25 protein-coding genes are annotated in these 19029 nt (G+C 60.2%); 19 read left to right on the forward strand and 6 right to left on the reverse strand.

Going from position 1 to position 19029, the window contains the following annotated elements:
* Positions 1 to 32: 32 nt before the first annotated feature.
* From hfq to ACF8MC_RS23335, 11 genes are all read left to right on the forward strand, one after another.
* Positions 33 to 341 carry an RNA chaperone Hfq gene (gene hfq / locus ACF8MC_RS23285; RefSeq protein WP_004933678.1) on the forward strand — a complete coding sequence of 103 codons (309 nt, stop codon included), beginning with the start codon at positions 33 to 35 and terminating at the stop codon, positions 339 to 341.
* 98 nt (positions 342 to 439) lie between these two features.
* Positions 440 to 1720, forward strand: coding sequence for a ribosome rescue GTPase HflX (hflX, locus tag ACF8MC_RS23290; protein WP_004933675.1), 1281 nt, complete (start codon positions 440 to 442; stop codon positions 1718 to 1720).
* 68 nt (positions 1721 to 1788) lie between these two features.
* Positions 1789 to 3039 carry an FtsH protease activity modulator HflK gene (gene hflK / locus ACF8MC_RS23295; RefSeq protein ID WP_033636782.1) on the forward strand — a complete coding sequence of 417 codons (1251 nt, stop codon included), beginning with the start codon at positions 1789 to 1791 and terminating at the stop codon, positions 3037 to 3039.
* Positions 3040 to 3042: 3 nt separating this feature from the next.
* On the forward strand, positions 3043 to 4047 hold the full coding sequence (gene hflC, locus ACF8MC_RS23300; RefSeq protein WP_004933669.1) for a protease modulator HflC: 1005 nt from the start codon (positions 3043 to 3045) through the stop codon (positions 4045 to 4047).
* A gap of 63 nt (positions 4048 to 4110) precedes the next feature.
* Complete coding sequence (locus ACF8MC_RS23305; RefSeq protein ID WP_004933666.1) at positions 4111 to 4311, forward strand: DUF2065 domain-containing protein; 201 nt, start codon at positions 4111 to 4113, stop codon at positions 4309 to 4311.
* Between the two features lie 98 nt (positions 4312 to 4409).
* Positions 4410 to 5708: an adenylosuccinate synthase gene (locus ACF8MC_RS23310; RefSeq protein ID WP_033654892.1), complete on the forward strand. Its 1299-nt coding sequence runs from the start codon at positions 4410 to 4412 to the stop codon at positions 5706 to 5708.
* Positions 5709 to 5941: 233 nt separating this feature from the next.
* Complete coding sequence (gene nsrR / locus ACF8MC_RS23315; protein ID WP_033636784.1) at positions 5942 to 6367, forward strand: nitric oxide-sensing transcriptional repressor NsrR; 426 nt, start codon at positions 5942 to 5944, stop codon at positions 6365 to 6367.
* 59 nt (positions 6368 to 6426) lie between these two features.
* The gene (gene rnr / locus ACF8MC_RS23320) at positions 6427 to 8901 is read left to right on the forward strand and encodes a ribonuclease R (protein ID WP_060422749.1); all 2475 of its coding nucleotides are present in this window, start codon (positions 6427 to 6429) and stop codon (positions 8899 to 8901) included.
* Between the two features lie 61 nt (positions 8902 to 8962).
* Positions 8963 to 9694, forward strand: coding sequence for a 23S rRNA (guanosine(2251)-2'-O)-methyltransferase RlmB (gene rlmB / locus ACF8MC_RS23325; protein ID WP_004933653.1), 732 nt, complete (start codon positions 8963 to 8965; stop codon positions 9692 to 9694).
* 116 nt (positions 9695 to 9810) lie between these two features.
* Positions 9811 to 11439 carry an isovaleryl-CoA dehydrogenase gene (locus ACF8MC_RS23330; protein WP_033654894.1) on the forward strand — a complete coding sequence of 543 codons (1629 nt, stop codon included), beginning with the start codon at positions 9811 to 9813 and terminating at the stop codon, positions 11437 to 11439.
* A gap of 66 nt (positions 11440 to 11505) precedes the next feature.
* Positions 11506 to 11904: a DUF350 domain-containing protein gene (locus ACF8MC_RS23335; RefSeq protein ID WP_033636787.1), complete on the forward strand. Its 399-nt coding sequence runs from the start codon at positions 11506 to 11508 to the stop codon at positions 11902 to 11904.
* Here ACF8MC_RS23335 and ACF8MC_RS23340 read toward each other — a convergent pair.
* Together ACF8MC_RS23340 and bsmA are read right to left on the reverse strand one after the other, a co-directional pair.
* Positions 11901 to 12176: a DUF1471 domain-containing protein gene (locus ACF8MC_RS23340; RefSeq protein WP_033638652.1), complete on the reverse strand. Its 276-nt coding sequence runs from the start codon at positions 12174 to 12176 to the stop codon at positions 11901 to 11903. The two genes, ACF8MC_RS23335 and ACF8MC_RS23340, sit on opposite strands and share 4 nt — an antisense overlap.
* A gap of 122 nt (positions 12177 to 12298) precedes the next feature.
* A complete protein-coding gene (bsmA, locus tag ACF8MC_RS23345; protein ID WP_033648696.1) occupies positions 12299 to 12607 on the reverse strand; it encodes a biofilm peroxide resistance protein BsmA in 309 nt (102 codons plus the stop codon).
* Positions 12608 to 12733: 126 nt separating this feature from the next.
* Here bsmA and yjfP point away from each other — a divergent pair, with 126 nt between their 5' ends.
* Together yjfP and ACF8MC_RS23355 are read left to right on the forward strand one after the other, a co-directional pair.
* Entirely contained in the window at positions 12734 to 13486 is a 753-nt protein-coding gene (yjfP, locus tag ACF8MC_RS23350; RefSeq protein WP_043148251.1) for an esterase, read from the forward strand.
* 123 nt (positions 13487 to 13609) lie between these two features.
* Positions 13610 to 13972 (forward strand): hypothetical protein, encoded by a 363-nt coding sequence (locus ACF8MC_RS23355; RefSeq protein WP_033654896.1) that lies wholly within the window; start codon positions 13610 to 13612, stop codon positions 13970 to 13972.
* A gap of 96 nt (positions 13973 to 14068) precedes the next feature.
* On the opposite strand, the gene ACF8MC_RS23360 is transcribed toward ACF8MC_RS23355, so the two are convergent.
* Complete coding sequence (locus ACF8MC_RS23360) at positions 14069 to 14335, reverse strand: DUF1471 domain-containing protein (RefSeq protein ID WP_033636793.1); 267 nt, start codon at positions 14333 to 14335, stop codon at positions 14069 to 14071.
* A 10-nt stretch (positions 14336 to 14345) separates the two neighbouring features.
* Complete coding sequence (locus ACF8MC_RS23365) at positions 14346 to 14552, reverse strand: hypothetical protein (protein WP_125863085.1); 207 nt, start codon at positions 14550 to 14552, stop codon at positions 14346 to 14348.
* Positions 14553 to 14788: 236 nt separating this feature from the next.
* Here ACF8MC_RS23365 and rpsF point away from each other — a divergent pair, with 236 nt between their 5' ends.
* The 5 genes from rpsF (at position 14789) to ACF8MC_RS23390 (ending at position 16702) form a co-directional block, all read left to right on the forward strand.
* Entirely contained in the window at positions 14789 to 15187 is a 399-nt protein-coding gene (gene rpsF / locus ACF8MC_RS23370) for a 30S ribosomal protein S6 (protein WP_004933634.1), read from the forward strand.
* A gap of 8 nt (positions 15188 to 15195) precedes the next feature.
* Positions 15196 to 15513, forward strand: coding sequence for a primosomal replication protein N (priB, locus tag ACF8MC_RS23375; protein ID WP_049233092.1), 318 nt, complete (start codon positions 15196 to 15198; stop codon positions 15511 to 15513).
* 4 nt (positions 15514 to 15517) lie between these two features.
* Positions 15518 to 15745 (forward strand): 30S ribosomal protein S18, encoded by a 228-nt coding sequence (rpsR, locus tag ACF8MC_RS23380; RefSeq protein WP_000135199.1) that lies wholly within the window; start codon positions 15518 to 15520, stop codon positions 15743 to 15745.
* 39 nt (positions 15746 to 15784) lie between these two features.
* Positions 15785 to 16237 (forward strand): 50S ribosomal protein L9, encoded by a 453-nt coding sequence (gene rplI, locus ACF8MC_RS23385; protein ID WP_004933629.1) that lies wholly within the window; start codon positions 15785 to 15787, stop codon positions 16235 to 16237.
* Positions 16238 to 16348: 111 nt separating this feature from the next.
* Entirely contained in the window at positions 16349 to 16702 is a 354-nt protein-coding gene (locus ACF8MC_RS23390) for a DUF488 domain-containing protein (protein WP_033648693.1), read from the forward strand.
* 3 nt (positions 16703 to 16705) lie between these two features.
* On the opposite strand, the gene ACF8MC_RS23395 is transcribed toward ACF8MC_RS23390, so the two are convergent.
* Positions 16706 to 17374, reverse strand: a complete 669-nt coding sequence (locus ACF8MC_RS23395) for an OapA family protein (RefSeq protein ID WP_060451788.1) — start codon at positions 17372 to 17374, stop codon at positions 16706 to 16708.
* A 267-nt stretch (positions 17375 to 17641) separates the two neighbouring features.
* Between ACF8MC_RS23395 and fklB the strand changes: the two genes are divergently transcribed.
* A complete protein-coding gene (gene fklB, locus ACF8MC_RS23400; RefSeq protein ID WP_004933618.1) occupies positions 17642 to 18262 on the forward strand; it encodes an FKBP-type peptidyl-prolyl cis-trans isomerase in 621 nt (206 codons plus the stop codon).
* Positions 18263 to 18305: 43 nt separating this feature from the next.
* Here the strand turns inward: fklB and ytfE are convergent, their stop codons facing one another.
* Entirely contained in the window at positions 18306 to 18971 is a 666-nt protein-coding gene (ytfE, locus tag ACF8MC_RS23405; RefSeq protein ID WP_033648691.1) for an iron-sulfur cluster repair protein YtfE, read from the reverse strand.
* Between the last annotated feature and the right edge of the window lie 58 nt (positions 18972 to 19029).

Raw genomic sequence — 19029 nt, forward strand, 5'->3', positions numbered from 1 at the left:
TACAAACAACAAGCAAATAAGGAAAAGATAGAATGGCTAAGGGGCAATCTTTGCAAGATCCGTTCCTGAACGCATTGCGTCGTGAACGTGTTCCGGTTTCTATTTATTTGGTGAATGGTATTAAGCTGCAAGGCCAGATTGAGTCTTTTGACCAGTTTGTCATCCTGTTGAAGAACACGGTTAGCCAGATGGTGTACAAGCACGCTATCTCTACCGTTGTCCCGTCTCGCCCGGTCTCGCATCACAGCAACAACCCGAGCGGCGGTTCAAGCAACTATCACCATGGCAACAATCCGTCTGCGCAGCAACAGCCGCAGCAGGAAAGCGATGACGCTGAATAAAGCGCGTTGCAAGTCAACCATGACGGGGAGCATAAGCAGCCGCGGGCTGTTTATGTCCCCCAAACTCACGGTGAGTGTCCGTTTGAGAGGTTGCACGCTTGTTTGACCGTTATGAAGCCGGTGAGCAGGCCGTACTGGTTCATATCTATTTCTCGCAAGACAAAGATACGGAAGACCTCAACGAGTTCGAATCGTTGGTTTCCTCAGCCGGTGTCGAAGCTTTGCAAGTGGTGACCGGTAGCCGCAAAGCCCCGCATCCGAAGTACTTTGTCGGCGAAGGAAAGGCCGAAGAAATTGCAGATGCGGTGAAAGCCAGCGGCGCGTCTGTTGTCCTGTTTGATCATTCCCTTTCCCCGGCGCAGGAAAGAAACCTCGAGCGCCTGTGCGAATGCCGGGTGATCGATCGCACCGGGCTGATTTTAGACATCTTCGCCCAGCGTGCCCGCACCCATGAAGGTAAGCTGCAGGTGGAGCTGGCGCAGTTGCGTCACATCGCCACGCGTCTGGTACGCGGCTGGACGCACCTGGAGCGGCAAAAAGGGGGGATTGGCCTGCGCGGGCCGGGGGAAACCCAGCTTGAGACCGACCGTCGCCTGTTGCGCGATCGCATCAGCTTGATTCTGCGCCGCCTGGAGCGGGTAGAAAAGCAGCGTGAACAAGGCCGACGCGCGCGGACCCGCGCCGATGTGCCGACCGTATCGCTGGTTGGCTACACCAACGCCGGCAAATCCACCCTGTTTAACCGAATAACGTCTGCCGAGGTGTATGCGGCGGACCAGCTATTTGCCACCCTGGATCCTACGTTGCGGCGCATTGACGTGCCGGACGTGGGGGATACCGTGTTGGCGGATACCGTAGGCTTTATCCGGCACCTGCCGCACGATCTGGTGGCCGCCTTCAAGGCGACGCTGCAGGAAACGCGCCAGGCATCTCTGCTGCTGCACGTCATCGATGCCGCAGATCCGCGCGTCGATGAGAACATCGAAGCGGTGAACACCGTGCTGGCGGAGATAGACTCGGATGAAATCCCTACACTGTTAGTGATGAACAAAATAGATATGCTGGACGATTTTGTGCCGCGTATCGACCGCAACGACGAAAACCTGCCGATCCGGGTGTGGCTGTCCGCCGCCAGCGGAGAGGGTATTCCGTTGCTGTATCAGGCGTTGACGGAGCGCTTATCGGGGGAGATCGCGCATTACGAATTGCGCTTACCGCCACGGGCAGGCCGTCTTCGCAGCCGTTTTTACCAGCTTCAGGCGATTGAAAAAGAGTGGAACGAGGAGGACGGCAGCATTGGCGTGGTGGTGCGAATGCCGATCGTCGAATGGCGTCGTCTCTGCAAGCAAGAACAGGACCTGATTGACTTTATCGTATGATCATATCCTGTTACATTTATGCTTCGCGAAAGCCTGAAGTACCCAATCACAGAATATGGAGCTAAAACATGGCGTGGAATCAGCCCGGTAATAACGGACAGGACCGCGACCCGTGGGGGAGCAGCAATAACAATGGCGGCAACTCTGGCGGTAACAACAAAGGCGGTCGTGATCAAGGGCCACCTGATTTGGACGATATCTTCCGCAAACTGAGCAAGAAATTGAGCGGTTTCGGCGGGGGCAAAGGCTCCAACAGCAATAGCGGCGGCACCGGCACCTCTGGTCCGGGCTTCAGCGGCCGCATTATCGGTATCGCGGCGGTGGCCGTGGTGGTGATTTGGGCCGCCAGCGGCTTCTATACCATCAAGGAAGCCGAGCGCGGCGTCGTGACGCGTTTCGGCAAGTTCAGCCACCTGGTGCAGCCGGGCCTGAACTGGAAGCCGACCTTCATCGACGACGTGCGTCCGGTGAACGTGGAGTCCGTGCGCGAGCTGGCGGCGTCCGGCGTGATGCTGACCTCCGATGAAAACGTGGTGCGCGTGGAAATGAACGTGCAGTACCGCGTAACCAACCCGGAAGCGTACCTGTTCAGCGTCGTCAATGCCGACGACAGCCTGAGCCAGGCGACCGACAGCGCCCTGCGCGGCGTGATCGGCAAATACTCGATGGACCGCATCCTGACCGAAGGCCGTACCGTGGTGCGTAACGATACGCAGCGCATGCTGGAAGAGACCATTCGTCCTTACAACATGGGCATCACGTTGCTGGACGTCAACTTCCAGGCGGCGCGTCCGCCGGAAGAGGTGAAGGCATCCTTCGACGATGCGATCGCCGCGCGTGAAAACGAGCAGCAATACATCCGTGAAGCGGAAGCTTACGCCAACGAAGTTCAGCCGCGTGCGAACGGCCAGGCGCAGCGTCTGCTGGAAGACTCCAAGGCTTATAAGGACCGTACCGTCCTGGAAGCTCAGGGTGAGGTGGCGCGCTTTGCCAAGCTGTTGCCGGAATACAAGTCCGCACCGCAGATCACCCGCGAGCGTCTGTATATCGAAACCATGGAAAAAGTGCTGGGCCATACCCGTAAGGTGTTGGTGAGCGACAAAGGCAACAACCTGATGGTGCTGCCGCTGGATCAGATGCTGCGCGGCCAAGGCGCGGCGCCGGAGAGCGGCAACAAGGATACCAGCCTGATTCGCCTCAATCCGAATCCTGCGCCGGCTGCCAACAGCAGCGCCCCGCGCACCAGCGGCGGTTCGATTATGGATCAGCGCCGGGCGAATGCGCAGCGTGACGACACCACTCGCGTAGGGAGAGAGTAATCAATGCGTAAGTCTTTTGTAGTTATTGTCCTCGCGGTGCTGGTGGTGCTGTACGCTTCGCTGTTCGTGGTGCAGGAAGGCCAGCGCGGCATCGTACTGCGCTTCGGCAAGGTTCTGCGCGACGGCGAAAACAAGCCGCTGGTGTATGCGCCGGGTCTGCACCTCAAGATCCCGTTCATTGAGACCGTGAAGAACCTGGATGCGCGCATCCAGACCATGGACAACCAGGCCGATCGTTTCGTGACCAGCGAGAAGAAAGACCTGATCGTCGACTCCTATCTGAAGTGGCGCATCAGCGACTTCAGCCGTTACTACCTGGCGACCGGCGGCGGTGACGTCTCCCAGGCCGAAGTGCTGCTGAAACGCAAGTTCAGCGACCGTCTGCGTTCCGAAATCGGCCGCCTGGACGTGAAAGACATCGTGACCGACTCGCGCGGCAAGCTGATGTCCGACGTGCGTGACGCGCTGAACACCGGCACCGTGGGTGATGGCGAAGAAGTGGCGACCACCGAAGCCGATGACGCTATCGCCTCTGCGGCGGCGCGCGTTGAGCGGGAAACCACCGGCAAACAGCCGCAGGTTAACCCGAACAGCATGGCGGCGCTGGGCATCGAAGTGATCGACGTGCGTATCAAGCAGATCAACCTGCCGGCCGAAGTGTCCGACGCCATCTACCAGCGTATGCGCGCCGAGCGTGAAGCGGTAGCCCGTCGTCTGCGCTCGCAGGGCCAGGAAGAAGCCGAGAAGCTGCGCGCCAGCGCGGACTACGAGGTGACCCGCACCTTGGCGGAAGCCGAGCGTCAGGCGCGTATCACCCGCGGTGAAGGCGATGCCGAAGCGGCCAAGCTGTTCGCCAACGCGTTCAGCCAGGATCCGGACTTCTATGCCTTTATCCGCAGCCTGCGTGCCTATGAAGCCAGCTTCAAGGACAACCAGGACGTGCTGGTACTGAGCCCGGACAGCGATTTCTTCCGCTACATGAAGTCGCCTGATACCCTGCGCAAGTAAGCGCGGCAGGCAATCTGATCGAGGGCCCGTTTTCGCGGGCCCTTTCTCGTTTTTGGGGGATGCATGAACTCAACGATTTGGCTGGCGCTCGGGCTGGTTCTGGTGTTGGAAGGATTGGGGCCGATGCTGTTTCCGCAGGCCTGGCGCAAAATGATTGTGGCGATGTCGCAGTTGCCGGACGCGACGCTGCGGCGATTTGGCGGTGGAATAGTGGTTGCGGGCTGCGTGATCTACTACATGTTGAGCGGCCGCACGGGTCTTTAAAGTCTAGCCCAAAATTTATGCAATCGTATGCTAAAAGTGCTGAAAATCGAAAATTACGGTGGTAGAATCCATTTTTAAGCAATCGGTGATTTTGAAAAATGGGTAAGAACGTCGTCGTACTGGGCACCCAATGGGGTGACGAAGGTAAAGGCAAGGTTGTAGACCTGCTGACTGAACGGGCTCAATATGTTGTGCGCTACCAAGGTGGCCATAACGCTGGCCACACTCTGGTAATCAACGGTGAAAAAACCGTTCTTCATTTAATTCCTTCAGGTATTCTGCGTGAAAACGTCACCAGCATCATCGGCAACGGTGTTGTTCTGGCGCCGGACGCGTTGATGAAAGAAATGGGTGAACTCGAAGCGCGTGGCATCCCGGTACGCGAACGTCTGTTACTCTCTGAAGCTTGCCCGTTGATCCTGCCTTACCACGTTGCGTTGGATAACGCGCGTGAGAAAGCGCGCGGCGCAAAAGCGATCGGCACCACCGGTCGCGGCATCGGCCCGGCTTACGAAGATAAAGTCGCTCGTCGCGGTCTGCGCGTCAGCGATCTGTTCAACAAAGAAACCTTCGCCGCTAAGCTGAAAGAAATCGTCGATTACCACAACTTCCAGCTGGTCAACTACTACAAAGTTGAAGCCGTCGATTATCAGGCGACGCTGGACTACGTGCTGTCTATCGCCGACATCCTGACCGCCATGGTGGTTGACGTTTCCGAACTGCTGGACGGCGCGCGCAAGCGTGGCGACCTGATCATGTTCGAAGGCGCTCAGGGCACCCTGCTGGATATCGACCACGGTACTTACCCGTACGTTACCTCTTCCAACACCACCGCCGGCGGCGTGGCTACCGGTTCCGGCATCGGCCCGCGTTATGTGGACTACGTGCTGGGCATCGTGAAAGCCTACTCCACGCGCGTGGGTGCAGGCCCGTTCCCAACCGAACTGTTCGATGAAACCGGCGAGTACCTGTGCAAGCAGGGTAACGAGTTCGGCGCCACCACCGGCCGTCGCCGTCGTACCGGCTGGCTGGACGCGGTAGCGGTACGTCGCGCGGTGCAGATCAACTCCCTGTCCGGCTTCTGCCTGACCAAACTGGACGTCCTGGACGGCCTGAAAGAAGTGAAGATCTGCGTGGGTTACCGCATGCCGGACGGCCGTGAAGTGGACACCACTCCGCTGGCGGCTGAAGGCTGGGAAGGCATTGAGCCTATCTACGAAACCATGCCGGGCTGGAGCGAAACCACCTTTGGCGTGAAAGAGCACAGCAAGCTGCCTCAGGCTGCGCTGAACTACATCAAGCGCATCGAAGAAGTGACCGGCGTACCGGTAGATATCATCTCTACCGGCCCGGATCGCAGCGAAACCATGATTCTGCGCGACCCGTTCGACGCATAATCAGGCTTTGCGGCATTAAACAAACCGGGCGCGTCCCGGTTTGTTTTTATCCTGACTCCCTCCGATTGCGGTTTCACGTCAAAAAATCCTTTCATAAACCCGCCTTAGGGTGCGGGATTCGCTAAATAATTAGCGACGAACTCTCCGGCTGGTTTATTATCCAATGAGTAATCTTTTGAATAGCGCCGAAAAGCGGCGTATCAGACGGGTAAAACGATACCCAGAGGTAAGATGTGCAGTTAACAAGTTTTACTGATTATGGCCTGCGGGCGTTGATCTACATGGCCTCGTTGCCGCAGGACAAGATGACCAGCATCTCGGAAGTGACCGAGGTTTACGGCGTGTCTCGCAACCATATGGTGAAGATCATCAATCAGTTGAGCCGGGTAGGTTTTGTCACGGCGGTGCGCGGCAAGCATGGCGGCATTCGCTTGGGCAAACCGGCCGAGAGCATTCGCCTCGGCGACGTGGTACGGGCGCTGGAGCCGCTCGCGCTGGTTAACTGCAGCAGTGATTTTTGCCACATCACCCCTGCCTGCCGATTGAAGCAGGTGCTCCACCAGGGCGTACAGAATTTCCTTGAAGAGCTGGATAAGCATACGTTGGCCGACATGGTTGAAGACAATCCGCCGCTCTACAAGCTATTGCTTGTCGAATAAAACGACGTTGAGAAGACAAGGCTCAACGTCATCCTGCTGATGACAACGGAGGAACCGCAATGTCACAAGATCCATTCCTGGAACGAGAAGCAGAAAAATACGAATCCCCTATCCCCAGTCGTGAATATATCCTGGCCCATTTGGCGAAAAGAGAAACGCCGGCCAGCCGCGAAGAACTGGGCAACGAACTGGGCCTCAGCGGTGAAGAGCAGCTGGAAGCGCTGCGTCGCCGCCTGCGCGCCATGGAGCGCGATGGCCAGTTAGTGTTTACCCGCCGCCAGTGCTACGCGCTGCCGGAACGTCTGGATCTGCTGCGCGGCACGGTGATCGGCCACCGCGACGGCTACGGCTTCCTGCGCGTTGAAGGCAGCAAAGACGATCTGTACCTGTCTGCCGAACAGATGAAAATGGCGATCCACGGTGACGTGGTGCTGGCGCAGGCGCTGGGCGCGGATCGCAAAGGGCGCCGCGAAGCGCGCATCGTGCGCGTGCTGGTGCCGAAAACCAGCCAGATTGTCGGCCGCTTCTTCATGGACGCCGGTACCGGCTTCGTGGTGCCGGACGACAGCCGTCTGAGCTTCGATATTCTGATCCCGGCGGACAGCGTCAGCGGCGCGCGCATGGGCTTTATGGTGGTGGTGGAGCTGACTCAGCGCCCGACCCGCCGCACCAAGGCGGTCGGCAAGATCGTCGAGATCCTCGGCGACAAGATGGGCACCAGCATGGCGGTGGACATCGCGCTGCGCACCCATGAGATCCCGCATACCTGGCCGCCGCAGGTGGAAAAACAGGTGGCCGATCTCAGCGAGCAGGTGCCGGAAGCGGCCAAGAAGGGCCGCGTCGATCTGCGCAAGCTGCCGTTGGTGACCATCGACGGTGAAGACGCACGCGACTTCGATGACGCCGTGTACTGTGAGAAGAAACGCGGCGGCGGCTGGCGCCTGTGGGTGGCGATCGCCGACGTCAGTTACTACGTGCGCCCGCGCACCGCGCTGGACGACGAAGCGCGCAGCCGCGGCAACTCGGTGTACTTCCCGTCGCAGGTGATCCCGATGCTGCCGGAAGTGTTGTCCAACGGGCTGTGCTCCCTGAACCCGCAGGTCGATCGCCTGTGCATGGTGTGCGAGATGACCATCTCCGCCCAGGGGCGCCTGTCCACGGCCAAGTTTTACGAGGCGGTGATGAGCTCGCACGCCCGCCTGACCTACAACAAGGTGTGGCACATTCTGCAGGGCGATCAGGAGCTGCGCGAGCACTACCATCCGCTGGTCAAGCACCTGGAAGAGCTGCACGTGATGTACAAGGTGCTGGATAAGGCGCGCGCCGAGCGCGGCGGCATCGCGTTTGAAACCGAAGAAGCCAAGTTCATTTTCAACGCCGAGCGTCGCATCGAGCGCGTGGAGCCGACGGTGCGCAACGACGCCCACAAGCTGATCGAAGAGTGCATGATCATGGCCAACGTGGCGGCCGCGCGCTTCGTCGAGAAACGCAACGAGCCGGCGCTGTACCGCGTGCACGATCGTCCGAGCGACGACCACATCTCCGCGCTGCGCAGCGTGCTGAGTGAGCTGGGGCTGACGCTGGGCGGCGGCAACAAGCCGCAGCCGAAGGACTATGCGGTGCTGATGGATGAAGTGTCCGAGCGCCCTGACCACGAAATGCTGCAAACCATGTTGCTGCGCTCGATGAAGCAGGCGATTTACGATCCGGAAAACCGCGGCCACTTCGGCCTGGCGCTGGCGTCTTACGGCCACTTCACCTCGCCGATCCGCCGTTATCCGGATCTGGCGCTGCACCGCGCGATCAAATATCAGTTGGCCAAAGAACACGGCGAGCCGAAAGAGCGCTGGACGCCGACCGGCGGCTGGCACAGCGAATTCGAAGAGATGCTGCAGTTGGGCGAACACTGCTCGATGACCGAGCGCCGCGCGGACGAAGCGACGCGCAACGTCGCCGACTGGCTGAAGTGCGATTTCATGCAGGATCACGTCGGTGAAGTGTTCAGCGGCATCATCTCCAGCGTGACCGGCTTCGGTTTCTTCGTGCGCCTGAACGATCTGTTCATCGACGGGCTGGTGCACGTATCAACGCTGGATAATGATTACTATCGCTACGATAATATCGGTCAGCGCCTGATCGGCGAATCTTCCGGCACCGTCTATCGCCTGGGGGATACGGTGGAGATCCGCGTGGACGCGGTGCATATGGATGAGCGCAAGATTGACTTCGCGCTGGTGTCCAGCACCCGCAAAGCGCGCGGTGAAGGTAAAACCGAGCGCGATCGCGCCAAGAAGGGCGGCCAGCGCACGCTGCGCGACAACGGCAACGCGGGGCGCGGCAAGCGCCGCGGCGGCAAACCGCCGGCCAACTTCGAGCCGGACAGCGCCTTCCGCAAGCAGGATGACGCCAAGCCCGCGGACAACGTGAAGAAGGCGAAAAAGAAAGCCAAGAAAGCGTCCGACAAAACGCGGAAAATCGCGGCGGCGACCAAAGCCAAACGCGCAGCCAAGAAGAAAGGTGCCGAGCAGGCTTAACCTGCCGCACATCGTTATCATCGGCCGGTTATCGCCGGCCGCACGAATTTAAAAGAGCATCATGAGCGAAATTATTTACGGCATCCACGCCGTCAAAGCCCTGTTAGAGCGCGATCCGCAACGCTTCCTGGAAGTGTTTATCCTGAAAGGCCGCGAAGATCGCCGCCTGCAACCGCTGATCGCCGAGCTGGAAGCGACCGGCATCGTGATCCAGGTGGCGAACCGCCAATGGCTGGATGACAAGGTTGAAGGCGCGGTGCACCAGGGGATCATCGCCCGGGTGCGCGAGGGGCGTCAGTATCAGGAGAACGATCTGCCGGGCCTGCTGGAAAGCGTGGAGACACCGTTCCTGCTGGTGCTGGACGGCGTGACCGACCCGCACAACCTCGGCGCCTGCCTGCGCAGCGCCGACGCTGCCGGCGTGCACGCGGTGATCGTGCCGCGCGACCGTTCCGCCCAGCTGAACGCCACCGCCAAGAAAGTGGCCTGCGGCGCCGCCGAAAACGTGCCGCTGATCCGCGTGACCAACCTGGCGCGCACGCTGCGTCTGCTGCAGGAAATGAACGTCTGGGTGGTGGGCACCGCCGGCGAAGCCGACCATACGCTGTATCAGAGCAAAATGACCGGCCCGATGGCGTTGGTGATGGGCGCGGAAGGCGAAGGCATGCGTCGTCTGACCCGCGAACACTGCGACGAACTGATCAGCATCCCGATGGCCGGCACCGTCTCTTCGCTGAACGTGTCGGTCGCCACCGGCATCTGCCTGTTCGAAGCGGTGCGCCAGCGCGGCTGATTCTTCTGACGGGGGCTTAGTGCTCCCGTTAATTCCCCCTCTTGTGATCCCGCCTGCGGCAGAAATCTCTGCGCCGACCATACTTACTCCTGACGCTTTTCTCAGGGAGCACTCTCATGGTCTGGACTACGCACACCGTTTTTAACCAACCCAAGCCGCTGGGCAACAGCAACCTGTTTCTCTCCGATACGCCGCTGCGCGAAGCGTTGCAGCGCGAGCAGGGCGGCTGGGACGCCGAGGTATTGGCCTCGCTGGGCCAGCAGCTCGGCACCCAGGAGTCGCTGGAGCTGGGGCGCCTGGCCAATGCCAACCCGCCGGAGCTGCTGCGCTACGACGCCACTGGCCAGCGGCTGGACGACGTTCGCTTTCACCCCGCCTGGCATATCCTGATGCAGGGGCTGATCGCCAACCGGGTGCACAACCTGCCCTGGCAGGAGGATGCGCGCATCGGTTCCTTCGTGGCGCGCGCCGCGCGCTTTATGCTGCATGCGCAGGTCGAGGCCGGCACGCTGTGCCCGGTGACCATGACCTTCGGCGCTACGCCGCTGTTGCTGCAGGCGTTACCGGCCGAGTTTCGCTCCTGGCTGACGCCGCTGCTGTCGGATCGTTATGACGCTCACCTGCTGCCCGGCGGGCAAAAGCGCGGCCTGCTGATCGGCATGGGCATGACGGAGAAACAGGGCGGCTCCGATGTGCTGAGCAATACCACCACCGCCGCGCCGCTCGGCGCGCGCGGGCCGGGTGAAGCCTACCGGCTGGTGGGGCACAAGTGGTTCTTCTCGGTGCCGCAGAGCGATGCGCACCTGGTGTTGGCGCAGGCCGAAGGCGGGTTGTCCTGCTTCTTCCTGCCGCGCATTTTGCCGGACGGCAGCCGCAACGCCATTCGCCTGGAGCGGTTGAAAGACAAGCTGGGCAACCGTTCCAACGCCAGCAGCGAAGTGGAATTTCAGGACGCCACCGCCTGGCTGCTGGGGGAGGAGGGCGACGGCGTGCGGCATATCCTGAAGATGGGCGGCCTGACCCGTTTCGACTGCTCGCTCGGCAGCCACGGCCTGATGCGCCGCGGGTTGTCGGTGGCGCTGTATCATGCGCTGCAGCGGCAGGCGTTCGGCAAGCTCTTGATCGAACAGCCGCTGATGCGTCAGGTTCTGGCGCGCATGGCGCTGCGGCTGGAAGGGCATACCGCGTTGCTGTTCCGGCTGGCCCGCGCCTGGGAGAGCCGCAGCAATGAGGGCGAGCTGATCTACAGCCGCCTGCTGACCCCGGCGGCCAAATACAGCATCTGCCGCCAGGGCATGCCGTTCATCGCCGAGGCGATGGAGGTGCTGGGCGGCATCGGCTACTGCGAAGAGAGCGAGCTGCCGCGCCTGTATCGCGAGATGCCGGTCAACAGCATCTGGGAAGGTTCCGGCAACATCATGTGTCTGGACGTATTGCGCAGCCTGCACAAACTGCCGGGCGCGCTCGAGATGCTGCAGTTCGAACTGCAGCCGGTGCGCGGCCAGAATCGGTTGTTCGATCATGCCTGGCGGCAGTGGCAGCAGCGCGCCCGGCAACCGAGTGAGGAGATGGGGCGGCTGCTGACCCAGCAGCTGTTCGATCTGTGCTGCGCCGCGCAGCTGCTGCAGCACGCCAGCCCGCAGGTAGCCGACGCCTGGTGCCATCTGACGCTGGATCACCGCGGCGAGAGCCTGCTGTCGGCCGAGGTGTGCGAACTGCTGCTGAACCGCGCCATCGGCGGTTAGGGAAAAGGGTGGCGCGCGGCGGCGAAAACCTTTTTAATTCAGTCTCACTCTGACAGGAAAATGCACATGGATATTCTCAGCGCGTTGGCGGCGTTCGCCTCTTACTTCTTCAGCGGTTTCGCCATGGTTTTGGTGTTTCTGTTCGTCTATACCCGCATCACCCCGCACGACGAATGGGCGTTGATCAAGGCCGATAACCAATCCGCCGCCTTTGCTTTCATCGGCGCTTGCCTGGGGTATGTGATCCCGTTGGCCAGCGCGGCGATCAACTCGATCAGCCTGCTGGATTACCTGCTGTGGGGCGTGGTGGCGCTGGTGGTGCAACTGCTGTTGTTCGCGGCCGTGAAGATCTACATGCCGCGCATCAGCGACAAGATCGAAGCGAACCACCTGGCCGCCGGGATTTTCCTGGGGGGCGTCTCCGTCAGCGGCGGCGTGTTGAATGCGGCTTGCATGAGCTATTAAAGGTATAAGATGGCCGAGGCGCGCCAGCCAAGCGGGTGCGCCTGTTCTTCCATCCGCAGGATGCGGTAATAGCTGGCGCCGTGCTGGCCGGCGGTGCGGGCGATGGCCTGCTCCGCCTCCTGCGGTGAACCGGGCAGATCGTTAAAGGTGATCTCGGCGATTTCACTGAGCGGCGTCACGCGATCGGCGGGCGCCAGTTCGGCGGACTGTGCGCCGGTGCTGAGCAGCCCTACTGAAAGCAGGAGGGAGGTGAGTGCGGTGGAGCGTTTCATGGCGTTCCCCTTCGTCAGATCCTGAATCGCACCCGCAACATGCGGCATGCTGTCCGCCAGTGTGCAACACCCTACTTCAGCCTGTGCAAAGCCAGTGTAAATCTGCTTAAAAAATCCCCGCCTTACCGATACAGGATCGCCTGGGAATACCATTGGCCCGGCACGACGGTTTCGCTGTTCATGATGATCACGTAATACCGGGCGCCGGCGGCGGTGGCCTTGCGCTGGATCTCCGCTTCCACGTCCATCGGGCTGCCGCGCACTACGGCGGTGACGGTACCTATCTTCACCAGCTCGGCGGTCTGCGCGCGGACGATCTCCTGCGCCTGTGCGGTGGGCGGCGGCGGCGGTTTCGGCGTGGTGGTCATGATGCCGCAGGCGGAAAGCTGTGCGGCCAGCGTCAGGATGATGAGTGTACGGACAAGCGTCATGATGACCTCGGAAGAGCCGGTAGATGGCTTCAGTGTAACGCAATATAAGCTGGAACAGATTGAGCTAACGCTGGCCGGCGCAAGTTTGTCATGATGAATGCCAACAGGTGCGTTGAGGATGAACGGATGATCGAAATTCATGACGAGCGGGCGGGCGATATCGCGGTGATCCATGCGGTGCCGGCGGGGCAGTATCATCGGCCGTTGCCGACGGTGTTTTTCTGTCACGGCTATACCTCGTCGAAAGAGGTGTACGCCTACTTCGCCTATGCGCTGGCGCGCGTCGGTTTTCGGGTGGTATTGCCGGATGCCGATCGGCACGGCGAGCGGTTCGACGGCGATGAGGCGCGGCGTCTGGCCACGTTTTGGGAGATCCTGCGCAGCAATATCGACGAGCTGCCGCAGATCAAGGCGCATTTTGAGCGGCTCGGCCTGATTGCCGACGGGCGTATCGGCGTCGCCGGCGCCTCTATGGGGGGCATGACCGCGCTTGGCGCCTTCGCGCGCTTCCCGTGGGTCCGGGCGGCCGCCAGCCTGATGGGTTCCGGCTATTACCGTTCGCTGGCGCAAACGCTGTATCCGCCGTTGGGCGCAGAGGGCGAGGCGCTCTCGCCGGCGGCGTTTGCGGCGCGCACCGCCGTGCTGGCGGAATATGAGCTGGAGGGGCGTTTGGAGACGATCGCCGGGCGGCCGCTGCTGCTGTGGCACGGCGAGACGGACGACGTGGTGCCGGCGGCGGACAGCCTGCGTTTGGCGGCTGAACTGCGCCGGCAAGGTGCGGGCAGCCGTCTGACGTCGCTCGTCGAACCGGGGGTGAAGCACCGCATCACGCCGCTGGCGCTGTCCGCCACGGCCGACTTCTTCCGCCGCGAGCTGTAGTACGCATCCTGGCGCGATGCCTGGAATTGCACCGCTCTGTGCCTGCTGTTTCGGCCATCGTTTGGCCGAATAAAGGGGAGAATGCCAGCGAGAATTCTTTCAGGGCAGCAAGGAGCAAAGGGCATGATAAAAAACATCGGCAGTGCGGACGGTTTAATGGGAACGATGAAAGCACGCGCCGAGCTTAACTCAGCGGCCTTCAGCGAGATGTTGGGGGCCGCCGACGGCAAGGCGCGGCAAAACAAGGCGAATCCGCTGTCGCGCATCACCGCGCAGACGATGCAAAACGTGACGGCGCTGTTCGCCTCCGCGGCGAAAGCGGCGCCCACTCACCCCGCGGCAGCCGGTGCGCTCTCGTTCGAACAGCGGGCGACGCTGGCGGAAAGCGCAGAGCTGCTGCAAACGCGAACGAACTATCTGCGGACGGCGCTGCAATTGCACAATCCGGGCAAGGCGTTCAGCATGCCGGCGCTGCTCAAGCTCTGATGAGGAAAGCGGAGCGCCCAACGAGCGGCGCTCCGGTGCGGACTGAACGGGCTTTCTGATGAAGCCCTGGGGATTTCCCTGGCGTGGCTTGTCTCTTTAGCGATACAGCTCGGCGCTGACGTGCATCGTGCTGTTGTCGCCCGGTTCGTGCAGGGCGATGATGCGATAAGAGGTCGCGCCGCGTTGATCGGCGATTTTACTGACCTGGCTGCTGGCGTCATCCGGCGAAACCACGTTCTGGTTCAGGGTGACGAAGCCGACGCTCTGGCGTTGATCGGCCTGGTGCGACGTGATCTCCGTGGCGGCCATTACGTTGGCGGAGAACAGGGCGGCCAGCGCCGTTGCGAGAATGATGCGTTTCATAGTGCCTCTCTTACTTTTTGCCGTTACGGCCTGACAGCGAGTGTCGCTGCGGCAAAAAGTCATTTATCTGCATTGAATAACCTGGAATCTTTTTCGTCGCGCTGTCTGCGGCGGATATGGTTAATTTTAGTCCGTTGCGGCGGATTAAAAAGCGGGGTCTTTTGATGGCCTCTTTCAAAAAAAGTGAAATAGATTTGTGACTCAGCGCTGATTTCATTGAAAGATTTTTGAAACCGATGGATCGGCGTACATAGGTTCTCCCACGAGCAAATCGTGCTATTTCCCATAACGCCTCGCATTAACGCGAATAAAACCCACGCAGTCCTTGAGTTTCCCGCCCTGTGTCAGTATGATTACGCGTCATTTTTCAGCCGCACACTAAACACGTTCCTTGCTTCCATGGGCCGCGGTTGACCCTGACAGGAGGCTGAATAATCCGTAAGGAGCAATTCGATGCGTCATTACGAAATCGTTTTTATGGTCCATCCTGACCAAAGCGAACAGGTTCCGGGCATGATCGAGCGTTACAGTGCTACCATCACTAACGCGCAAGGTCAGATTCACCGTCTGGAAGACTGGGGCCGCCGTCAGCTGGCTTATCCGATCAACAAACTGCACAAGGCTCACTACGTTCTGCTGAACGTTGAAGCGCCGCAGGAAGCGATCGATGAGCTGGAAACTAACTTCCGCTTCAACGACGCCGTTATCCGCAGCATGGTTATGCGCGTTAAGCACGCGGTAACTGAAGCATCTCCGATGGTTAAAGCGAAAGACGAACGTCGTGGCGATCGCCGCGAAGACTTCGCTAACGAAACCGCAGATGATGCAGATGCTGGGGATTCTGAAGAGTAATTGCCGCCGTGACGGCTAATCGTCTGGTTTTGTCGGGCACTGTGTGCAAGGCGCCGGTTCGAAAAGTGAGTCCTTCCGGGATACCGCACTGCCAATTTGTGCTAGAGCACCGTTCGCAGCAGATGGAAGCCGGATTCAGCAGACAAGCATGGTGCCGAATGCCCGTGGTTGTCAGCGGACAACAGTCACAAGCACTAACTCAAAGATTAACGGTCGGCAGTCAGATTACCGTGCAAGGCTTTGTAAGCTGCCATCAAGGGCGCAACGGGCTGAGCAAATTGGTTCTGCATGCCGAGCAGATTGAATTGATAGATTCTGGAGACTAGCCAAATGGCACGTTATTTCCGTCGTCGCAAGTTCTGCCGTTTCACCGCGGAAGGCGTTCAAGAGATTGACTATAAAGACATCGCTACGCTGAAAAACTACATCACCGAAAGTGGTAAAATTGTACCGAGCCGTATCACCGGTACTCGTGCAAAATATCAGCGCCAGCTGGCCCGTGCTATCAAGCGCGCGCGCTACCTGTCTTTGTTGCCGTACACTGATCGTCATCAGTAATCGGCCACTGTCCATTAACGACTTTGAGAGGATAAGGTAATGCAAGTTATTCTGCTTGATAAAGTAGCAAACCTGGGCAGCCTGGGTGATCAAGTTAACGTTAAAGCGGGCTACGCTCGTAACTTCCTGGTACCACAGGGCAAAGCTGTTCCTGCTACCAAGAAAAACGTTGAGTTCTTCGAAGCACGCCGTGCTGAACTGGAAGCCAAACTGGCTGACGTTCTGGCTGCTGCTGAAGCTCGCGCAACCAAGATCAACGAACTGGGTTCAGTCACCATCGCTTCCAAATCTGGCGACGAAGGTAAACTGTTCGGCTCTATCGGCACCCGCGACATCGCTGACGCAGTGACTGCGGCAGGCGTTGAAGTTGCCAAGAGCGAAGTTCGTCTGCCGAACGGCGTTCTGCGTACCACTGGCGAGCACGAAGTGCACTTCCAGGTACACAGCGACGTGTTCGCACAGCTGAATGTAGTTGTGGTTGCAGAAGCGTAATTTACGCTGCTGTTAACCCGGTTAAAACGCCAGCCTCGCGCTGGCGTTTTGCTTTTCTGCGCCCGGCAAAACGCGCTACGCTTGAAGACGGGATAAAAAGGAGAGCGTGCGATGGCAAAGATTACGCTACAGCGGGTTTACGATTTCAGCGCGCCGGCGCCGGAACACTGTTATCTGATAGACAGGCTATGGCCGCGCGGCATCAGCAAGGAGCGGCTGACGGGCGTGCAGTGGCTGAAACAGGTGGCGCCGGATGACGAACTGCGCAAGTGGTTCCATCAGCATACCGACCAGTGGGCGGTCTTCGAGGCGCGTTACCGCCAACAGCTGGCGGCCAACGACGCCTGGCGGCCGCTGGTGGCGCTGTTACGGCAGGGGCAAGCGCTGACGCTGCTGTATGGCAGCAAAGATACCGAGCACAACCAGGGCGTGGTGCTGCGCGAGTTTTTGCTGGCGCAGCTGTAGGGATTAGCGTTCCCGGCGGTAGCTGCCGTCGGCCTGGCGGCGGAACAGCGCCTGGCTATTGTCCACTGTGGTGACCGACAGCGCGTTAATCACGCCGTTGGCGCCGCGTTCGATGCGCACTTCCTGGCCGGCTTTCATGTTGCTCAGCGGCTTGTCGCCGCCTTCCACCTGCGCCATGGCGAACACTTCATTCACCGGCAGATTGTTGTCGCGAAACAGCTGGGCCAGGGTCTGGCCGGGCTGGATTTGGTAACGCTGCCAGTTGCCCGCCGGCGTTGGTTCGTTGGCAGACGTGGTGCCGCCGTTTTGCCGCTCGGCCTGCAGCGGCACGCTGGTTTCCTGCTGGGAAACCGGGAACGGCTGTCTTTCGGGCGAGTAGGGCCACAGCAGGGCCAGCAGCAGGATGATACCGAAGATCAGCACCCAGCGGCGGTGAAAGTAGGGCAGCGGCTCCATCCAATGGAAACCGTCCGGCAGATGCCAGACTTTGGCCAGCAGCGCTTTGACCTGCTGCATTTTGTCGTTGGCCGGCGGTGGCTCCGATGGCGGTTCCGCGCCTTCAGACGTGGGTGCGGCGCCCGATTTCAGGCGCTGGCTGACGTTCAGCCAGGTGCGCAGCAGCGGCTGGTAGATGCGGGTGGTTTTCCTTCTCCTGGGCGCGATTCTGCCCATGGTGACCTCTCTTCGACGGCGAAATAATGAGCGCGGCGCGGCAAGCGCGTCGCCTGCCCGATATCCTGCTTTCAGTATAGTCCGCTAACTGATTGAAGTGAAAGGCGGCTGAGCGGCAGGGCCGGGGTTTGCGGCTGCGGGCGTTAACAGAAGGTTATTGTTTCTTTTTCTACGACAAAAGTCATCATTCTCCACACAAGATTTTACCCGGCATTGACGCGCTGTTATGCTGCGCTTTCGACTTTTTACAGACTTAAGGAAAACCCCATGACAACCCCTTCTTTTGACAGCGTTGAAGCGCAAGCAAGTTACGGGATTGGTTTACAGGTCGGCCAGCAGCTGCAAGAGTCCGGGCTGGAAGGTTTGCAACCGGAAGCTTTGCTGGCGGGCCTGCGTGACGCGCTGGAAGGGAATGCCCCGGCGGTTCCGGTAGACGTGGTGCACCGTGCGCTGCGTGAAATCCACGAGCGTGCGGACGCGGTGCGCCGCGAGCGCCAGCAGGCGATGGCCGTTGAAGGCCAGAAATTCCTGGACGACAACGCCAAGCGCGACGACGTGACGCTGACCGAGTCCGGCCTGCAGTTCTCCGTGCTGGAGCAGGGCAACGGCCCGATCCCCTCCCGTCAGGACCGCGTGCGCGTGCACTACACCGGTCGTCTGATCAACGGCGACGTGTTCGACAGCTCGGTCGAGCGCGGCCAGCCGGCAGAATTCCCGGTCAGCGGCGTGATCCCAGGCTGGATCGAAGCGCTGACCCTGATGCCGGTCGGCTCCAAATGGCAGCTGTATATCCCGCATAACCTGGCCTACGGCGAGCGTGGCGCAGGCGCGTCCATCCCGCCGTTCAGCGCGCTGGTGTTCGACGTCGAGCTGCTGGAAATCCTGTAATCCCACCGAGGATTGCTCCGGGCGCCTTCGTGGCGCCCTTATTTTATGCGCCGCGCAGCGCGCGCGGGAACAGCAGATTGTTTTCCAGGCTGATGTGCTCCATCAGATCGCCGATAAACTCATCGATGCCGGTGTACAGCGCTCGCCAGGTGGTGCAGGCGCCCTCCGGCGGCGTCACGTTATCGGTGAGGAACTTCACCACTTCCAGCTGCTCACCCGCCTCGTCATGTTCATGCTCCATCACCGAAATCGGTCCGGCGGCCTGCGGCCCCATGCCCTGTTTGATCAGCGGGAACAGGATCTGTTCCTCTTTCATCATGTGATTCTCCAGATCCAGACGGATCAGGTTCAGCTGCTTCGCCAACCCGCGCGGGCAGCTGGGTTTGTCGCCGTGCACGCGTTCGACTTTTTCCGCCATCAGCACCAGTTCTGCCAATTGCTCGCGGTGCCGCTGATGAAAGCGCGGCAGAATGTAATCGATCACCTCACCGAGCGGCGCTGTGCGCCAGTCCCGGCTTTGTTCCGGCGTGGCGGCGAGTGCGGCCAGCGCGTTCTCCAACTGGTCGATGTCCAGCCCTTTACGCTCGGCGGCGCGCGCCAGCGACTGCCGGCCGCCGCAGCAGAAATCCAGCTGATGCTGGCGAAACAGCCGGGATGCCCGGGGAATGGCGATGGCGAGCGCGCCAAGGGATTGGTTGCGGTAATCCATGGTAGTGCCTCTTTAAACGAAGGAATTTTATAACATGTATTTTAAATGCAATTTAAAG

Origin of the sequence: Serratia sp. LACPHL-BACT-2024-00286 (assembly GCF_043109535.1) — a bacterium.
In the GTDB taxonomy this organism is placed as follows: domain Bacteria; phylum Pseudomonadota; class Gammaproteobacteria; order Enterobacterales; family Enterobacteriaceae; genus Serratia; species Serratia sarumanii.

Coding starts and splice junctions, on each gene's coding strand:
- hfq (WP_004933678.1), top strand. CDS start 33: ATGGCTAAGGGGCAATCTTTGCAAGATCCGTTCCTGAACGCATTGCGT.
- hflK (WP_033636782.1), top strand. CDS start 1,789: ATGGCGTGGAATCAGCCCGGTAATAACGGACAGGACCGCGACCCGTGG.
- hflC (WP_004933669.1), top strand. CDS start 3,043: ATGCGTAAGTCTTTTGTAGTTATTGTCCTCGCGGTGCTGGTGGTGCTG.
- ACF8MC_RS23305 (WP_004933666.1), top strand. CDS start 4,111: ATGAACTCAACGATTTGGCTGGCGCTCGGGCTGGTTCTGGTGTTGGAA.
- ACF8MC_RS23310 (WP_033654892.1), top strand. CDS start 4,410: ATGGGTAAGAACGTCGTCGTACTGGGCACCCAATGGGGTGACGAAGGT.
- rnr (WP_060422749.1), top strand. CDS start 6,427: ATGTCACAAGATCCATTCCTGGAACGAGAAGCAGAAAAATACGAATCC.
- rlmB (WP_004933653.1), top strand. CDS start 8,963: ATGAGCGAAATTATTTACGGCATCCACGCCGTCAAAGCCCTGTTAGAG.
- ACF8MC_RS23330 (WP_033654894.1), top strand. CDS start 9,811: ATGGTCTGGACTACGCACACCGTTTTTAACCAACCCAAGCCGCTGGGC.
- ACF8MC_RS23335 (WP_033636787.1), top strand. CDS start 11,506: ATGGATATTCTCAGCGCGTTGGCGGCGTTCGCCTCTTACTTCTTCAGC.
- ACF8MC_RS23340 (WP_033638652.1), bottom strand. CDS start 12,176: ATGAAACGCTCCACCGCACTCACCTCCCTCCTGCTTTCAGTAGGGCTG.
- bsmA (WP_033648696.1), bottom strand. CDS start 12,607: ATGACGCTTGTCCGTACACTCATCATCCTGACGCTGGCCGCACAGCTT.
- yjfP (WP_043148251.1), top strand. CDS start 12,734: ATGATCGAAATTCATGACGAGCGGGCGGGCGATATCGCGGTGATCCAT.
- ACF8MC_RS23355 (WP_033654896.1), top strand. CDS start 13,610: ATGATAAAAAACATCGGCAGTGCGGACGGTTTAATGGGAACGATGAAA.
- ACF8MC_RS23360 (WP_033636793.1), bottom strand. CDS start 14,335: ATGAAACGCATCATTCTCGCAACGGCGCTGGCCGCCCTGTTCTCCGCC.
- ACF8MC_RS23365 (WP_125863085.1), bottom strand. CDS start 14,552: ATGAAATCAGCGCTGAGTCACAAATCTATTTCACTTTTTTTGAAAGAG.
- rpsF (WP_004933634.1), top strand. CDS start 14,789: ATGCGTCATTACGAAATCGTTTTTATGGTCCATCCTGACCAAAGCGAA.
- rpsR (WP_000135199.1), top strand. CDS start 15,518: ATGGCACGTTATTTCCGTCGTCGCAAGTTCTGCCGTTTCACCGCGGAA.
- rplI (WP_004933629.1), top strand. CDS start 15,785: ATGCAAGTTATTCTGCTTGATAAAGTAGCAAACCTGGGCAGCCTGGGT.
- ACF8MC_RS23390 (WP_033648693.1), top strand. CDS start 16,349: ATGGCAAAGATTACGCTACAGCGGGTTTACGATTTCAGCGCGCCGGCG.
- ACF8MC_RS23395 (WP_060451788.1), bottom strand. CDS start 17,374: ATGGGCAGAATCGCGCCCAGGAGAAGGAAAACCACCCGCATCTACCAG.
- fklB (WP_004933618.1), top strand. CDS start 17,642: ATGACAACCCCTTCTTTTGACAGCGTTGAAGCGCAAGCAAGTTACGGG.
- ytfE (WP_033648691.1), bottom strand. CDS start 18,971: ATGGATTACCGCAACCAATCCCTTGGCGCGCTCGCCATCGCCATTCCC.